This is a genomic window from Flavobacterium odoriferum, from assembly GCF_025499515.1.
Classification (GTDB): domain Bacteria; phylum Bacteroidota; class Bacteroidia; order Flavobacteriales; family Flavobacteriaceae; genus Flavobacterium; species Flavobacterium odoriferum.
Map to the genome: position 1 here is coordinate 169,955 of NZ_JAMKFA010000003.1, position 15,454 is coordinate 185,408.

At 31.5% G+C, this 15,454-nt stretch carries 15 protein-coding genes, 4 tRNA genes and 1 riboswitch; of the genes, 6 read left to right on the plus strand and 13 right to left on the minus strand.

The window, feature by feature from the left end; genetic code table 11:
- Positions 1-23: 23 nt before the first annotated feature.
- Positions 24-2,225 carry a TonB-dependent receptor gene (locus M9Q43_RS03780; protein ID WP_262317645.1) on the minus strand — a complete coding sequence of 734 codons (2,202 nt, stop codon included), beginning with the start codon at positions 2,223-2,225 and terminating at the stop codon, positions 24-26.
- A gap of 91 nt (positions 2,226-2,316) precedes the next feature.
- On the opposite strand from M9Q43_RS03780, the gene M9Q43_RS03785 reads away from it, so the two are divergent.
- Positions 2,317-2,883, plus strand: coding sequence for a pseudouridine synthase (locus M9Q43_RS03785; protein WP_262317774.1), 567 nt, complete (start codon positions 2,317-2,319; stop codon positions 2,881-2,883).
- On the opposite strand, the gene M9Q43_RS03790 is transcribed toward M9Q43_RS03785, so the two are convergent.
- The 4 genes from M9Q43_RS03790 to M9Q43_RS03805 form a co-directional block, all read right to left on the minus strand.
- Positions 2,884-3,669, minus strand: coding sequence for an ABC transporter ATP-binding protein (locus M9Q43_RS03790; protein WP_262317646.1), 786 nt, complete (start codon positions 3,667-3,669; stop codon positions 2,884-2,886).
- A gap of 2 nt (positions 3,670-3,671) precedes the next feature.
- Positions 3,672-4,697, minus strand: a complete 1,026-nt coding sequence (locus M9Q43_RS03795) for a FecCD family ABC transporter permease (RefSeq protein WP_262317647.1) — start codon at positions 4,695-4,697, stop codon at positions 3,672-3,674.
- Positions 4,698-4,722: 25 nt separating this feature from the next.
- Entirely contained in the window at positions 4,723-5,853 is a 1,131-nt protein-coding gene (locus M9Q43_RS03800) for an ABC transporter substrate-binding protein (RefSeq protein ID WP_262317648.1), read from the minus strand.
- A 281-nt stretch (positions 5,854-6,134) separates the two neighbouring features.
- A complete protein-coding gene (locus M9Q43_RS03805) occupies positions 6,135-6,638 on the minus strand; it encodes an energy transducer TonB (protein WP_262317649.1) in 504 nt (167 codons plus the stop codon).
- Positions 6,639-6,707: 69 nt separating this feature from the next.
- Positions 6,708-6,909, plus strand: a riboswitch (cobalamin riboswitch).
- 82 nt (positions 6,910-6,991) lie between these two features.
- Here M9Q43_RS03805 and M9Q43_RS03810 point away from each other — a divergent pair.
- The 5 genes from M9Q43_RS03810 to M9Q43_RS03830 all read left to right on the plus strand — a co-directional run bounded on the left by M9Q43_RS03810 (position 6,992) and on the right by M9Q43_RS03830 (position 11,058).
- The gene (locus M9Q43_RS03810; protein ID WP_262317650.1) at positions 6,992-8,932 is read left to right on the plus strand and encodes a TonB-dependent receptor plug domain-containing protein; all 1,941 of its coding nucleotides are present in this window, start codon (positions 6,992-6,994) and stop codon (positions 8,930-8,932) included.
- A gap of 113 nt (positions 8,933-9,045) precedes the next feature.
- Positions 9,046-9,561 carry an RNA polymerase sigma factor gene (locus tag M9Q43_RS03815; RefSeq protein WP_262317651.1) on the plus strand — a complete coding sequence of 172 codons (516 nt, stop codon included), beginning with the start codon at positions 9,046-9,048 and terminating at the stop codon, positions 9,559-9,561.
- Complete coding sequence (locus M9Q43_RS03820; protein ID WP_262317652.1) at positions 9,542-9,985, plus strand: hypothetical protein; 444 nt, start codon at positions 9,542-9,544, stop codon at positions 9,983-9,985. The genes M9Q43_RS03815 and M9Q43_RS03820 overlap by 20 nt, the downstream gene beginning before the upstream one ends.
- Before the next feature lie 7 nt (positions 9,986-9,992).
- Complete coding sequence (locus M9Q43_RS03825; protein WP_262317653.1) at positions 9,993-10,520, plus strand: DUF4252 domain-containing protein; 528 nt, start codon at positions 9,993-9,995, stop codon at positions 10,518-10,520.
- A gap of 4 nt (positions 10,521-10,524) precedes the next feature.
- Entirely contained in the window at positions 10,525-11,058 is a 534-nt protein-coding gene (locus tag M9Q43_RS03830; RefSeq protein WP_262317654.1) for a DUF4252 domain-containing protein, read from the plus strand.
- A 25-nt stretch (positions 11,059-11,083) separates the two neighbouring features.
- Here the strand turns inward: M9Q43_RS03830 and M9Q43_RS03835 are convergent, their stop codons facing one another.
- From M9Q43_RS03835 to M9Q43_RS03870, 8 genes are all read right to left on the minus strand, one after another.
- Positions 11,084-11,527 carry a sterol desaturase family protein gene (locus M9Q43_RS03835; RefSeq protein ID WP_262317655.1) on the minus strand — a complete coding sequence of 148 codons (444 nt, stop codon included), beginning with the start codon at positions 11,525-11,527 and terminating at the stop codon, positions 11,084-11,086.
- A gap of 15 nt (positions 11,528-11,542) precedes the next feature.
- Positions 11,543-12,382, minus strand: coding sequence for a phytoene/squalene synthase family protein (locus M9Q43_RS03840; protein WP_262317656.1), 840 nt, complete (start codon positions 12,380-12,382; stop codon positions 11,543-11,545).
- 1 nt (position 12,383) lies between these two features.
- Positions 12,384-13,844: a phytoene desaturase family protein gene (locus tag M9Q43_RS03845; RefSeq protein ID WP_262317657.1), complete on the minus strand. Its 1,461-nt coding sequence runs from the start codon at positions 13,842-13,844 to the stop codon at positions 12,384-12,386.
- 55 nt (positions 13,845-13,899) lie between these two features.
- Positions 13,900-14,799 (minus strand): MerR family transcriptional regulator, encoded by a 900-nt coding sequence (locus tag M9Q43_RS03850; RefSeq protein ID WP_262317658.1) that lies wholly within the window; start codon positions 14,797-14,799, stop codon positions 13,900-13,902.
- 144 nt (positions 14,800-14,943) lie between these two features.
- A tRNA-Leu gene (locus M9Q43_RS03855) sits at positions 14,944-15,026 on the minus strand.
- A 45-nt stretch (positions 15,027-15,071) separates the two neighbouring features.
- Positions 15,072-15,144, minus strand: a tRNA-Lys gene (locus M9Q43_RS03860).
- 31 nt (positions 15,145-15,175) lie between these two features.
- A tRNA-Lys gene (locus tag M9Q43_RS03865) sits at positions 15,176-15,248 on the minus strand.
- Between the two features lie 31 nt (positions 15,249-15,279).
- Positions 15,280-15,352, minus strand: a tRNA-Lys gene (locus tag M9Q43_RS03870).
- Positions 15,353-15,454: the final 102 nt, after the last annotated feature.

The window sequence follows — 15,454 nt, forward strand, 5'->3', positions numbered from 1 at the left end:
AGTACTACTATTTTTCGGAATAATTAAAATTTATAACTCAAAACCGTTCTAAAATTAAATGGCGTTCCTGGCGTAAAATGAATTTCAGTAACTGATGAAGTTTCTCCTTGTAGTTGCGATTCGGTTTCAAATTGGGTTTCGTTCCATTTAGTATTAAAAATGTTTTCAATTAATATTCCTGCAGTGAAATTTTTAAATGTATAATTCAAATTCAAATCGGTAACAAAATAACCTTTTGCGGTTAAAGAATAATCTTCATTTGCAGGTCTATCTCCTAAATATCTGCTTTTAAATGAACCTGAAAAACGATTTTTAATCACACTCAAACTTCCCATAAAAGTACTTTTTGGTGCTAACGGAATATAATCATTTCCACTTGGCTCTTCAGTACTTTTGGCATCAGTATAAGTGTAATCAGCATTTAAGAATAACCAATCGGTAAACTGATAACGTAAACCAAAATCGATTCCTTTTCTTACGGTTTTTCCACTTGGTTCTACGATTCCAGCGTCGCCCACGTAAACAAATTCTTGTTCCAAAAATAAATACCAAACAGCCGAATTGAAAATTAATTTTGGTGTTGGTTTCCATACAAAACCTAAATCAGAACCATACGAAGCAGGTAATGTTTTTCTTCCACCATTTGCTACTTTTACACGTGTATCGTTACTGTGAAATCCTTTTCCTGATTTTAAAAATAGTTGAAGTTTGTCATTGTGTTTGTAAAGAAAGTTCAATTTAGGACTTAAAATTCCTTTATTTATAGCTTCATTTGAATAGGTTGGACTCAATTTATCATAGTAATCAAATTTAAAATAATCATAACGAAGTCCTGCATTAAGAATTAATTTGTCGAATTTGAATTCCGTATTTGCATAACCTGATAAATTAGTTTCATTAACATCGCCAAGCATAATGTTTTGTAGTGTTGTAACTCGATTTGCAGTATGAGAAAGTTCAATATCATCTACTTTATCTTGTCGTAAACCAATTCCTAATTGATAGTTAAAAGGTGTATTTTTGATAGAAGTATGTTTGTTAAATTCTGAATTCAATCCGAAAGTAGTTCGTTTTTCTTTTTGTCTAATTTGGTCACCATTAATTGGATCTTCCAAGAAAAAAGTAAAATTAGAATATAATTCAAAATCATATAACGAAACATAAGCATTGGTTTTCAAACTCGAGTTTTCAGACAATTGTTTTTCATGTTTCATATTTACAATACTTCGACTCGTGTTTCCACCTTCTGTGTCATCAATAGCACCAAATCTTCCAATTACACCTTGATCAACAGCTCTTTGTGGAATTTGCCCTGAAGCATTCCATTTGCTGTCAAAATGAAAAACAGAAAACGATAACTTAGAAGTTTCGTTATACAAAGTGTATTTAGAAAATAGATTAGTTCGATTGAAATTTTGAGGCGAATCAAAATAACTATCTGTTTGTAAAAAAGAACCTGAGAAGTACAAACTTTCTTTGTCAGAAGACAATAAATTGAACATTCCTCGAATACGTTGTGTATTAAATTGTCCAATTTCTATTGCCACTTCATCACTTTTTATTCGTTCTTTTGTATTGAAATCTACATATCCAGCGGTGGCTAAATTGCCTTTGTTTGCAAAATAAGAACCTTTGTCAAAATCAACATTATCTACGGTTTCCGGTTGTAAAAAGTGCAAATCAGCATAACCTTGTCCGTGTCCATGAGAAACCATGTTTACTGGAACTCCGTCAACATTGATGGCAATATCAGTTCCATGATCTATATCAAAACCGCGTAAGAAAATTTGTTCTGCTTTTCCACCACCAGCATGTTGTCCAATGAATAAACCTGGAACAATACGTAATAATTCCTGTGGTGAATTTACTGGATTTGTTTTTAAATCTATTTTAGAAATTTCGTGTAAATGATTTAATTCATTTGTAATAACTACTTCTTTCAAACTGACAGCTTTTGGAATTAATGTGTAAATTCCAACTTCTGAAAGAACAGTTCGCTTTTCGTCAAAATTTTTGTGAAGCAAACTAATACTATCACCAATTTTTGAGCTTTCTAAATTGAATTCTCCTTTATAATTGGAATGCGCATGCGATTTGTTTTGGATATTTTGTATGTAAACATCAGAAATAGCAATTCCCTCTGAATTTATTATTTTTCCTTTAGAAGTTTGTGCTTTAACCAATATTGATAAAACGATAAAAAGTAAGGTGTAATAGTATTTCATTTATTTTTGATTTAAAGAAGGCAAAGATATTACTTGTTACATAATTTTATTGTTAAATTTGGAAGCAGAAATTACAATTTATAAAAACCTGATGCATCATCATTTCCTTATTCATAAGCCTTACGGTTATTTGTCGCAGTTTATTTACCAATTAAAACGCAAGAAAAAGTTATTGGGCGAATTATACGATTTTCCCGAAAACACCATGGCAATTGGTCGTTTAGACGAAGATTCAGAAGGTTTACTTTTGTTAACCACTGACGGCATGATGAGTGAAATTGTCCGAAGCAAAAAAGTAGAAAAAGAATATTACGCTCAAGTAGATGGATTAATTACTGAAGAAGCCGTCGAACAATTGAGAAACGGAGTTGAAATCGGTTTACATGGTAAAAAATACAAAACCAAAAAGTGCAAATCTTTCAAATTAGAATCTATTCCCAATTTAGGCGAACGCGGCAAAAAGATTCGAGATGAACGTCACGGACCAACGTCTTGGGTTTCGATTACTTTGACCGAAGGAAAATTTCGTCAAGTTAGAAAAATGACATCAGCGGTTGGGTTTCCTACGTTGCGATTGGTTCGTGTGCGAGTAGGAAACATTCATTTGAATGACTTAAAAGCAGGAGAAGTTTTGGAAGTTAGTGGTTTTGATGTATAATTATTTGATTTTGAACTTACCAATGGAAGCATCAAAAGTTAAATGTTCGGTATCAAATAAGGTATTAAAAATCCCAGTTTGAATTAAATTACAGGGTTGGTCTTGTACAATTTGAGTTGGCGTAAACACAATCATTTCGTCTGTCATTTGAATCGCTAAATCAATATCATGCGTAGAGTAGAGGATGGTTTTTCCTGTTTCGTGCGTGAGTTTTTGCAACAATTTTAATAAAGTCGCTTTGTGAACCAAATCTAAATGCGTTGTAGGTTCGTCCAAAATAATAATCGAAGTATCTTGCGCTAAAGCTCGAGCAATCAAAGCAATTTGCAATTGTCCATCGCTAATTTCATCGTGTTTTTTATGAACTAAATTTTGGATTTCGGTTAACGAAATAGCTTCTTCAATTTTGATTGTATCTTCTTCGGATAAAGTACCTAACCAATTAGTATATGGCTGCCTTCCTAAAGCGATGATTTCGTAAACGGTTAAATTACTTGGAGGCAATTTTTCAGTTAACACGATGCTTAATTCTTGCGCTAAATCAAGCGGTTTATAACTTTGAAGTGACTTATGGAGTAAAGAAACTTCACCTTGTAAAGGTGGAATGATTCTTGTTAATGTTTTTAGTAATGTTGATTTCCCGATTCCGTTTTCACCAATTAAAGCAATTAATTTCCCTTTTTCTAAACCAAGATTAATGTTTTGAGCAATAGTAATCGTTTCCGATTTTGACTTATAGCCAATCGAAAGGTTTTGTACTTGTATGGTGAAATTTTGTTGGGTCATGATTAAAATCGTTTCTTTCTAACTAACAACCAAATCACTACTGGCGCTCCAATTACTGAGGTTATCGCATTTATTGGTAATGTAATATCATTTCCTGGAACTTGAGCAATCGTATCACAACAAAGCATCACAATTGCGCCAAGTAAAAGCGTACTCCAAAACAACACAAAATGATTACTAGTTTGAAACAACAATTTCGCCATGTGTGGCACTGCTAAACCTATAAATGCAATCGGACCAGCAAAAGCGGTGATGCTTCCAGCTAAAATACTGGTGGCGATAATAATTAAAAAACGAGTTTTCTTATAGTTGATTCCGATGCTTTGTGCATATTTTTCTCCTAAAAGTAATGCGTTTAAAGGTTTGATAACCATGAAACTAATTCCGATTCCGATAATAACAAAAACAGATAAAAGCGAAATTTCATTCCAGGATAAATTCGAAATACTTCCCATCGCCCAAAAAGTGAATTTCTGTAATTTTTCAGCCGAAGTAAAGTAGGATAAAACAGAAACAATGGCACTTGTAAAACTTCCAAACATTAATCCAACAATAAGAATTGCCATGGTGTCTTTTAGTTTTTTCGATACCAATAAAACAGCCATAAAAACCAATAAACTTCCTAAACTCGAAGCCAGAATTAATCCGTAATTTGATAAAAAGAAGGATGCGATGAAGGTTGGTAAAAATCCAGTTCCTAAAATTACAAACGCTACACCCAAACTCGCACCAGAACTCAATCCTAAAACGTAAGGTCCAGCTAACGGATTTCTGAACAGAGTTTGCATCAATAATCCACTCATTGAAAGTCCAATTCCTACTAAAATTGCGGTTATGGCTTTTGGAAAACGGAAATTCCACAGAATAATTTCCCAACTTTCCTTACTCATTTCTTGCGATAAAAGTCCGTTAACCACTTCTTTTATCGGAATAGAAACGGAACCTAAGCTAATATTCACCAAAAACGAAAACACCATTACTAAAAGTAAGATGGTAAAAAGAAAGTTTTGTTTTTTGGTTAATGGCATGTGTTGAATTTTTGGCTAAATTAGTTTATTTCAACTTCTCAAAAAAGAACAACTCATAATCCGGCAACACTTCAGGATGTAAAATCTTCACAATATCTTTTAAAACTAAATCTGGTCTATTTTGTGCTAATTCGTAATAAATTACGCCACCTGTTTTTCCTTTTTTTGTGCTAAACGAATAGACGTTTTTATTTTTTACTGCTTTAAAGTGAATGTAATTTGGGTTACTATTCAAAATTTCTTGTATCGAACCAAATTGCCCTGGACCAATCCAAAAATTAGCATCTTTGGCTTTATCTAAAACGCTTTCGAATGATAAAGCTAAACTTCCCGTTCCTTTGGAATCTTTCCATAGATAATTTCCGTTAGCTTCTTTTAAAAAATAGGCTGCCCAACTATCGCCTTGTGGTAAAAACCATTGATCTTCGTAGATTGAACCTGCAAAAATAGTTGGTTGAGTTTTTGCATTTTTAGCTAAAACTAGCACCGAATTGTATTCTTTTTCAATCGAATTGAATATTTCAGTTGCTTTTTCGTCTAAATCATATAAAGCACCAAAAAACTTAATCCATTCGGCTTTTCCAAGAGGTGTTTTTTCGGTCCAGTCTCCATTGAAGATGATTTTCTGACCGTTTTTTTCTAAGTTTTTATAGGTTTTCAAATCACCATCCACACTAAATCCAACGATTACATCAGGTTGAATATCTAAAATAACTTCGGTGTTTAATCCTTGATTGGAGCCTAAATCTCTTACTTTTTCAGCATCGATTAATGCTCTTGTTTTTTCAGAAGAAATATAATCCGTAGTTGGAAAACCAATTAAAGTGTTTTCTACTCCTAATGATTCTAAAGCCGGAATATGTGTAGTTGAGGTTACAATTACTTTTTTAATTGGTACTTCAATCGAAGTAAATTGTTGTAAACTATCTGGAATTTGAACGCCTTTTTTGTGAAGAATGTAAGTGTAATTATCTTTTGCTTCAGGATAAGCGTTAGAAACTTTTACAACCGAAAAACCATCGTATTTTTCAATAGAAAAGCCTTTTGCATGTTGAATGCTGTTTTGTACTGAAGTATTTAGATTTGCAGAACTTTCCGATTCTTTACATTGGATAAATCCTAAAAATAAAATGGCTAACAAGAAATAATGGCGCATGAAAATGTTTTTTGCAAAAGTAGTTTTTTAACCGCAAAGAGCACAAAGGTTTAAGCAAAGTTCGCAAAAAAGATAAAATTAGTAATAATTCGCTCCATCTACGTTTTGAAAATTGTGTAACAAAAATTGCAAAAAGAAATTTCCAAAACCATTAAATTTGCCATAAAAAAACATGAGAACAGATTCAAACGCTTTCCTTTATGCAGTGGCAACTATTATTTTAGCACATTTTGTAATTGGCTTTATTTGGTTGTGGCGCAAGATGAATAAGAAGAAGTAGATTACAATTTAAAATTTATTGGAATTCCATAAGTTACTTTAACAATTTTACCTCTTTGCGTTGCAGGAATAAAATTAGGCAATTCGTTTATTATTCGTTTAGCTTCTTCTTCAAAAAGTATTTTATATTCAGTTGTATTTTTTGAACGAACTTGAATGTTTGTTACTTTACCATTTTCATCAATGTCAAATGTGGTAAATATTTTACTTTGAATATTATTTTCTTTAGCTTTTTTAGGATATTTTAAATGTTTTTCAATGTGTTTTTTCATTTCTTCTTGAAAACATTCTCTTTGATTTGTTTTTTCGACATTTTTGCAAGAAATAAATAATGGAATTTGTTCAACTATGCTAAAAGGTACTGTTGCATCTTCATAATCATCTTCTCTATCTAATTTAGGTTCAGATGTTTTTATTGTATTTATATTTGATTCAACAACTTCAATTTTTTGAGCTTGTAAAAATGTAAAACTACTGATGAATAAAAATAAAATTAAAGTTCTCATTTGAATGTATTTGAAAGTTTGAAAATCAAAGATATAAAATTAAGATTGTAAACTTTTAAAAAATAATTACCTTTGTCACCGAATTTTGGTTGTTGTTTCTGAATTTTTCAAAACAACATTAAAAGGGAATTAGGTGTAAGACCTAAGCTGTACCCGCAACTGTAAGCTATAAAGCTTGTTATTATCTACATTACCATTGTCCCGAATTTCGGGATGAGAAGGTTGATAACAAGACGCAAGCCAGGAGACCTGCCACATTCATTGAGTAACAAACTTTCGGGAAAAAAAGTTTGAGTATGGGTAAATTCTGTGCTTTTCTCCCCAATTTATTAAAATTTTTTATTAAACTTAAAATGAACAAAAAGTTTATTGGCTTAAGTGTATTTACACTAGCTACTGCTTTTGCGTATGCTCAAGAATCAGATACGCTAAAAGTTACTAATTTAAAAGAAGTGGTCGTTTCCGACACTAAATTTGCGCAAAGCAAAGAAAAATCAGGTAAAATTATAGAAGTCATTACAGCTCAAGACTTGGAAGCTAAAAAAGGTCAAAATTTGGCTAACGTTTTGAGTCAAGTTGCTGGAGTTGAAATCAACGGAAATCAATCGTTCAATGGAAAAAACTTAGGTTATTACATTCGTGGAGGTCGTAATCGTCAAGTAGCCATTTATATTGATGGTGTTCCAGTTTCTGATGCTTCAGGAATCAATATCGAATATGATTTGCGTTTGATTCCAGTCGAACAAATCGAGAAAATTGAAGTAATGAAAGGCGCTTCGAGTACGTTATACGGAACAGGAGCTGCAACGGGAGTTATCAATATTACATTGAAAAAATCGGCTAAAAAGGAAATTTCAGGAAACGCGTATATCAATATGGGAACGCAAAATACTTCGAATACTTCTAAAACGAGTGCACAAGATTTCAATCAAGGATTATCGGTAAACGGAACGATTAATAAAGTTTCCTACATGACCACTTTAAACAGCACGGAAACTAAAGGAATGTCGGAAGCCGCTGGAGAAGATTTTGAAGAAGATACATTTTCGAGAGTGAATGTGTTACAAAAAATAGGTTTCAAAGCAAATGATAAATTAAGTTTTGAGTTTTTCGGGAATTACGACCGAATTAAAAATACATTTGACAATTCGTTTGACGGAATAATTGCTAATGCTGATGATTTGAACAACAATAGTTTTTCGGAACAATTTAGAATCGGATTCTTGCCAAAATATAAATACAATAAAGGAGAATTTGCTATCAATGCTGGAGCTTCAACTATTGATAGAGTTTTAAATATTTCAAATTCGTGGTCGGGAACTATTGATAATTATAATTATTCGGGTAGAAGTGTTTCGATTGATGCTTTCAATAAATACAATTTCAGCAAGCAAGTATATTTAGTTTTAGGTGCGCAATATCAATATTTCGATATGACGCAAAACACGAATGGAGTAGTAGATGTTATCAAAGAAAATGCTAAGTTCAATTTATTAGATCCTTATGCAACTTTAGTTTTTAATTCAGATTTTGGATTAAATATCAACGCTGGAGCTCGTTTCAATACACATAGCGAATACGGAAGTCAAGCAGTTTACAACTTCAATCCGAGTTATTCATTTGAGAACTTACCTTTAAAAGTTTTAGCTTCATATAGTACGGCTTTCATTACGCCAAGTTTATATCAATTATACGGACCTTATGGGAACTTAGACTTAACGCCAGAAGAAAATGCTACGGCAGAATTTGGTTTTGAATCGCAATTATTGGATAAGAAGTTGACTATTAATGCTGTTGGTTTTTATAGAGAAGAAGAAAATACTTTTGGATTCTATTACAATTCAGCAACATTTGAATCCTATTATATTAATATTGACGGAACTTATAATGCAAAAGGAATAGAAACAAGTGTTCGTTATACCTTATCAGAACGTTTCAACATTGGTGGAAATTATACATTTACTCAAGTGGAAGAGCAATTAAACCGTTTAATTCCAAAGCACAAAGGAAATGTTGATTTGAATTACAAATTTAAAAGAGGAACATTTGGAATCAATTATCAATATGTAGATCATAGAAGTGATGCGTATTATGATTCGAATATTTGGGCAACACAAGCTGTTAATTTAGCTGCTTATCAGTTGGTTAATTCTAATATTTCTTATGAGTTATTGCCTAATCGTTTACATGTTTTTGGAACTGTAACGAATATTTTAAACGATGATTTCCAAGAATTAATTGGATACAATACCAGAGGAAGAAACTTTAAATTAGGTTTGAATTTTCTGTTTTAAATAAAGTTAATTATTTGATTTTAAAAGGTTTTGGTATTTATTTATCAAAACCTTTTTTCTTTTTGTAACAAAATTAAATTACATTCGTCTTTATTATAAACCAACCAATTAAAATGAATCAAAACGAGTTTGTACAAATAATCACTCCTTTTAAGGATAAGTTATTTCGTTTAGCGAAGCGAATGCTCGTGAGTACAGAGGAAGCAGAAGATGCTACTCAGGAAGTGTTGGTAAGGTTGTGGAATAAAAACAGTGCTTTGGAACAATACAATAGTGTGGAAGCTTTAGCGATGACGATGACCAAGAATTATTGTTTGGATCAACTGAAAAGCAAAAGAGCTACAAATTTGCAAATTGTACATAGCAATTATCAAGACAAGCAAGCTAGTGTAGAAACACAAATAGAGCATCAAAATACGTTGCAATGGGCCGAAAAGTTAATGAACGATTTACCCGAACAACAACGATTGATATTACAACTTAGAGAAATTGAAGAATACGAATTTTCGGAAATAGCTCAAGTATTAGAAATGAATGAAACAGCGGTTCGAGTAGCTTTATCAAGAGCACGAAAAACCTTAAGAGAACAAATAGAAAAAACACATAATTATGGAACTCAAGTTAGTTGAACAATTATTGGAAAAATACTTTCAAGGAGAAACTACAATAGCAGAAGAAAAACAATTAAAGGCCTATTTTTATTCAAACGATGTGGCGCCACATTTGGCAAAATATCAAGCGCTGTTTGGTTACTTTGAAACACAAAAAGGAACGCAATTCGAGCAAAAACTTCCATTACAACCTAGAAAACAAAGTACTGTAAAATGGATAGGTATTGCAGCAAGTTTTGTAATGCTTTTTGGCTTAGCAACCTTCTATTTTTATCCATCAGAACCTAAGCATGAAGATTTAGGAACGTATGATAATCCAGAAGAAGCTTTTGCCGCTACACATAAAGCTTTGTTAATGGTTTCAGAACAAGTAAATGTTGGCATGGAAAGTGTAGTATATTTAGAGGAATACGAAAAAACAACAAAAACAATTTTTAAATAAAATAGATATGAAAAATTTAGTAGTAGTTATAGCTTTTTTAATGGCATCAACAGTTTCTTTTGCACAAGGAGCTTTTGATAAATTTGAAGATAAAGAAGGAGTAGCATCAGTTATTGTAAATAAGAAGATGTTCGAAATGATGAGTAAGGTAAAAGTAGATGCAAAAGATAAAGAAATGCAACAATACATGAACTTGCTTAAAAAATTAGATAACTTAAAAGTGTTTACCACAAGTAACGCAAAATTAGGTGCCGATATGAAAGCAACTGTAAATAGTTACTTAAAATCAAATCCTTTAGAAGAATTAATGCGTGTTAATGGCGACGGTAAAAATGTAAAGATTTACGTAAAATCAGGAGCTAATGAAAACATTGTAAAAGAGCTTTTAATGTTTGTTGAAGGTTCTAATATTAAAGATGCAGGAACAGTAGTTTTATCTTTAACAGGGAACTTTAGTTTAGATGAAATTTCTATGTTAACCGAAAAAATGAATTTACCTGGTGGTGACGATTTGAAAAAGGCTTCTAAAAAGTAATACTATGAAAAAGTTATTGTTACTTGTCTCATGTATGATTATGCTTTACAGTTGTGAAGACAAACCTACACTTCAAAAGTATTATGTAAAAAATACAGAATCACCTAAGTTTATTGCATTAGATTTAGCTTCTAGTATCATCAAAACAGATAAAATTTCCTTAACTGAAACAGAGAAAGCGGCTTTAGAATCGTTTGATAAAATGAATATTTTAGCTTTTAGAACGGATTCTACAGATATTACGGGATATGATAAAGAAATCAAAGAAGTAAAAGCCATTTTGAAAGATGAAAGCTATCAACAATTAATGAAAGCAGGTTCTGGTAACGATGGTGCCGCTATTTATTTCGTTGGAAATGATGACGAACACATAGAAGAATTTGTTGTTTTAGCCGGAAAGAAAGAAAACGGTTTTGCAGTAGTTCGCGTTTTAGGAAACGATATGAATCCGACACATATTATGAATATGCTGAGTTTACTCCAAAAATCACAAGTAGATATGGAGCAATTGAAACCTTTACAACAACTTATGAAATAAAAAAATCCCGCAGAAGCGGGATTTTTTAGTTTTTATAATATTTCAAAGGAACGATTAACATTCCAAAACATTCTCCATGTTCTTTTCCAATGTGTTTGTGATGCATTTTGTGAGCGCGTCTTACGGCTTTAGCATAACGATTATTGGCATTTCGGAACAACTTAAAGCGTTGGTGAATAAAGATATCATGAACAAAGAAATAAGCTAATCCGTAAGCGAAGATTCCAATACCAATTGCTAAACCAATTTCTAAGATTTCGTATTTCCAAAGTAAAAAACAACCAATACTAACTAATGCATAAAAAATAAAGAATGCATCATTGCGTTCAAACCACGAATCGTGATCTTTTTTGTGATGATCGGCGTGTAAATGCCACAAAAATCCGTGCATGATGTATTTGTGACTAAACCAAGCCATAAATTCCATGAAAAAAAATGTTGTAAAAAAAACTAAAACGTGTAACCACATAATTATAGTATTAAATTAAATAATATTTAATCTGTATTTGACATAGCATCTTGCTAATAATTCTACTTTTTGATAATCAGAAACACGAATTCGCGTGTTTTTAATTTCTAAAGATGGTGTTTTTTGAAGCTTTTTTAATAACTTCTTATAATATCTGTAAGCGGTGTAAACTCCAAATTTAGCTTCTAAAGGTAAGTTTTTAATGCCTTCAAACGCGGCTTCAAAATCACTTTCAATATCAGCAATAATTTCTTGCTTCGATTTTTCATCTAAATGATTTAAATCGGTATTAGGAAAATAAGTTCTACTTAATTCTTCAAAATCAGCTTTCAAATCTCTCAAAAAATTCACTTTTTGAAAAGCTGAACCTAGACGCATAGCTGAATCTTTTAATTCATTGTACTTTTCTTCATTTCCGTTAACAAAAATTTTTAAACACATTAAACCTACTACATCTGCCGAACCATAAATATATTCTTGATATTCTTCTGTAGTTTTGTATTCACTTTTACTCAAATCTAATCTCATACTTTTCATAAAAGCATCAATCATTTCCTGTGGGATATTATATTTATTCACAGTATATTGAAACGAATTCAAAATTGGATTTAAACTTATTTTATGTTCTAAAGCATCTGCCAAATCTTGTTCAAATTTTGAAAAAAGGAATTCTTTATCATAATCATGAAATGAGTCCACAATTTCATCCGCAAAACGAACAAAACCATAAATATTGTAAATATCTTGTCGAATGGTTGGTGCAAGCATTTTAACAGCAGACGAAAAAGAAGTGCTGTAGGCTTTTGTAACTTTCATGCTACAGTCAAACGAAACGTTGTCAAAAATCGATTTCATACTATTTATACTTTTCTATTAAATCTGAAACTAATTTACCCGAAATTAAAGCAGGAGGAACACCTGGTCCTGGAACAGTTAATTGTCCAGTAAAATACAAGTTTTTTACTTTTTTACTTTTCAATTTTGGTCTTAAAAAAGCAGTTTGCAACAAAGTATTTGCCATACCATATGCATTCCCTTTATATGAATTATAGTCTTTGATGAAATCATTCACGCAAAACGATTCTTTAAAGATAATATTATTTTTTACTTTTTGATTAGTTAAGAATTCGAAGCGAGTAATAATTTTTTCAAAATACAAATCTCTCAATTCTTGTGTGTCTTCTAATCCTGGTGCTAACGGAATTAGAAATATGCCTGCTTCTTTACCATCTGGAGCTGAGTTTGTATCGGTTTTTGATGGAAAACTTGCATAAAAAAGTGGTTCTTTGGGCCATTTTGGAGTATCGTAAATAGCTTGTGCATGAACATCAAAATCAACATCAAAAAATAAAGAGTGGTGTTCTACATTTTCTATTTTTTTATCAAACCCAACATAAAATAGGAGTGAAGATGGAGCAAATGTTTTACTCTCCCAATAATTTTCTGAATACTGACGATAATTTTTATCTAATAAAGTTTCAGAGTGATGATAATCGGCACCGCTTAAAATTACATCACCTGTTACAATTTTATTATTGACTAATATTCCAGTTGCTTTTCCATTGGTAACATCAATTTTTTCAACATTAGCGTTGGTTTCGATTTTTACACCCAATTCTTTTGCTAAAGATTCCATTGCTAGAATAACCGAATACATTCCGTTTTTTGGATGCCATGTGCCCAATCCAAAATCGGCAAAATTCATAAAACTATAAAATGAAGGTGTATCGCTTGGTTTTGCTCCTAAAAACAAAACTGGAAATTCTAATATTTGAACTAATTTGGTGTTCTTGAATCGTTTTCTGACATCTTTTGAAATGTTACTAAAAAACTGATTTACTTTTTTTGCTGTTTCCAAAGTGATTAATTCCAATGGTGATTCACCTGGACGATAAACCAAATCTTTAATTGCAATGTCATAATTGCTTTTGGCTTCAGCCATAAATTGTTCTAGTTGCTTGCCACTTCCTTTCTCGATTGATTCGAAATTTTTTACAATTTCGGGAAGATTATCAGCAATGGTTACAAAATCTAAGAGACCAAAATATACTTGATACGCTGGAGAAAGTTTTATCAATTCGTAATAATCGGAAGGTTTTTTGTCAAAGTCAGCAAAGAAACGCTCAAAAACATCAGGCATCCAATACCAAGTTGGTCCAATATCGAAAGTAAATCCTTCTTTTTTAAGTTGACGAGCTCTTCCACCTATTGTACTGTTTTTTTCGTAAACAGTTACTTCATTGCCTTGTTTTGCTAAATAGCAAGCAGCAGCTAAAGAAGAAAATCCTGAACCAATTATTACAATTTTTTTATTCACTTGTTTTTATTTTGTTTAACAAAAATAATAAAAAAGTTAAACAAAACAAATCTTTTTATAAAGTATTTGAAAGTTCTTCTATACTATTGAAAATATGTATGTTTTTTGATAGTGTTTTAGATGTGATAAATTGTGTCAATCTACCTAATAAAAGTAATTCGTGATTCGTGTTATCTAATAATTTTGTTTGAATATCAGAAATATAATTATCTATTTCATCTTGATTAGGTTCTACAGTTAAGTAACTAACAAAAGTTATTTTTTCGTAGTAATTTTTTAAATCTAATAAACTTTCTGTAGGAATACTTTCTCCTAAATATATTGTTTGGTAACCTTTTAATAAAATTTCATAATTCAAATACATTAATCCAAGTTCATGAACTTCGTTTAATGGAAGAAATAAAACAAATACGTTATCTGTTTTAGTAGGTTCTAAAATCTGAACTTTTTCGGTATTAATTAAAAGTTTTTGCTTTATGAGGTAACTTATGAAATGCTCATGTGCCGGAGAAATAGTCTGTGTTTGCCATAAAAATCCAATTTCTTGCATTAATGGAATAAATACGGTGTAGAAAACTTCTCTAAATGATTTCTCACTTAATAATTGATTATAAGTATTAAAAAATAATGATTGATCAAAATTCATCATAGCCATTTTAAATGTACTAATGGCGTGATTTTTAGCACTTTTTTCGGAAATAATATCGTTAGCAAGTTTATTAATTTGCTCCTGATTCAGGGTGCCAATTTTAGATATTTTATATCCATAATTATGAAGTAATACGATGTTTAATAACTTTTGTAGGTTTTTTATATCGTACGAACGTATGTTAGTATCAGATCGCATAGGTTCTAAAACATTATAACGTTTTTCCCAGATACGAATAGTATGTGCTTTTATGCCAGAAAGATTTTCTAAATCTTTGATACTAAATACATTTTTAACGTTGTTCATCTTTTTCCTTATTTTGTTTAACAAAAGTAATAAAAAAAGTAAACAAAAAAATTTTTATGAGAAAAAATGTTTAACTAATAAGAAAAATAATCAAACAATTTTTTTTAAAGAATAAGAAAAGAGTTTGTAGGAAGTAAATATTTGTGACCAAGGAGGGATTTGAACCCTCACGCCCTTACGAGCACCACCCCCTCAAGATGGCGAGTCTACCGTTTCTCCACTTGGCCTTAAAACAACAAAGACGTTGCATTGCAACGTCTTTTAGATTTTTGTGACCTGGCTGGGGCTCGAACCCAGGACCCCATCATTAAAAGTGATGTGCTCTACCAACTGAGCTACCAAGTCGTAGCAATCAAGAAAAGTTTTTTTATTTTTGTGACCTGGCTGGGGCTCGAACCCAGGACCCCATCATTAAAAGTGATGTGCTCTACCAACTGAGCTACCAAGTCGTAGCAATCAAGAAAAGTTTTTTTATTTTTGTGACCTGGCTGGGGCTCGAACCCAGGACCCCATCATTAAAAGTGATGTGCTCTACCAACTGAGCTACCAAGTCATTTTCTTTTCTTGAATGCGGGTGCAAATATATAAACATTTATTTATTTTCCAATGGGAATTTATTATAAATTTGTCTTTTTTTATAATTAATTTCTTAACC

Excerpts from the sequence above, each read along its gene's own strand:
- M9Q43_RS03805 (WP_262317649.1), bottom strand. The coding sequence starts at position 6,638 with ATGAGAACTTTAATTTTATTTTTATTCATCAGTAGTTTTACATTTTTA.
- M9Q43_RS03820 (WP_262317652.1), top strand. The coding sequence starts at position 9,542 with ATGGAACTCAAGTTAGTTGAACAATTATTGGAAAAATACTTTCAAGGA.
- M9Q43_RS03840 (WP_262317656.1), bottom strand. The coding sequence starts at position 12,382 with ATGAAATCGATTTTTGACAACGTTTCGTTTGACTGTAGCATGAAAGTT.
- M9Q43_RS03785 (WP_262317774.1), top strand. The coding sequence starts at position 2,317 with ATGCATCATCATTTCCTTATTCATAAGCCTTACGGTTATTTGTCGCAG.
- M9Q43_RS03825 (WP_262317653.1), top strand. The coding sequence starts at position 9,993 with ATGAAAAATTTAGTAGTAGTTATAGCTTTTTTAATGGCATCAACAGTT.
- M9Q43_RS03850 (WP_262317658.1), bottom strand. The coding sequence starts at position 14,799 with ATGAACAACGTTAAAAATGTATTTAGTATCAAAGATTTAGAAAATCTT.
- M9Q43_RS03790 (WP_262317646.1), bottom strand. The coding sequence starts at position 3,669 with ATGACCCAACAAAATTTCACCATACAAGTACAAAACCTTTCGATTGGC.
- M9Q43_RS03815 (WP_262317651.1), top strand. The coding sequence starts at position 9,046 with ATGAATCAAAACGAGTTTGTACAAATAATCACTCCTTTTAAGGATAAG.
- M9Q43_RS03810 (WP_262317650.1), top strand. The coding sequence starts at position 6,992 with ATGAACAAAAAGTTTATTGGCTTAAGTGTATTTACACTAGCTACTGCT.
- M9Q43_RS03800 (WP_262317648.1), bottom strand. The coding sequence starts at position 5,853 with ATGCGCCATTATTTCTTGTTAGCCATTTTATTTTTAGGATTTATCCAA.
- M9Q43_RS03835 (WP_262317655.1), bottom strand. The coding sequence starts at position 11,527 with ATGTGGTTACACGTTTTAGTTTTTTTTACAACATTTTTTTTCATGGAA.
- M9Q43_RS03780 (WP_262317645.1), bottom strand. The coding sequence starts at position 2,225 with ATGAAATACTATTACACCTTACTTTTTATCGTTTTATCAATATTGGTT.
- M9Q43_RS03830 (WP_262317654.1), top strand. The coding sequence starts at position 10,525 with ATGAAAAAGTTATTGTTACTTGTCTCATGTATGATTATGCTTTACAGT.
- M9Q43_RS03795 (WP_262317647.1), bottom strand. The coding sequence starts at position 4,697 with ATGCCATTAACCAAAAAACAAAACTTTCTTTTTACCATCTTACTTTTA.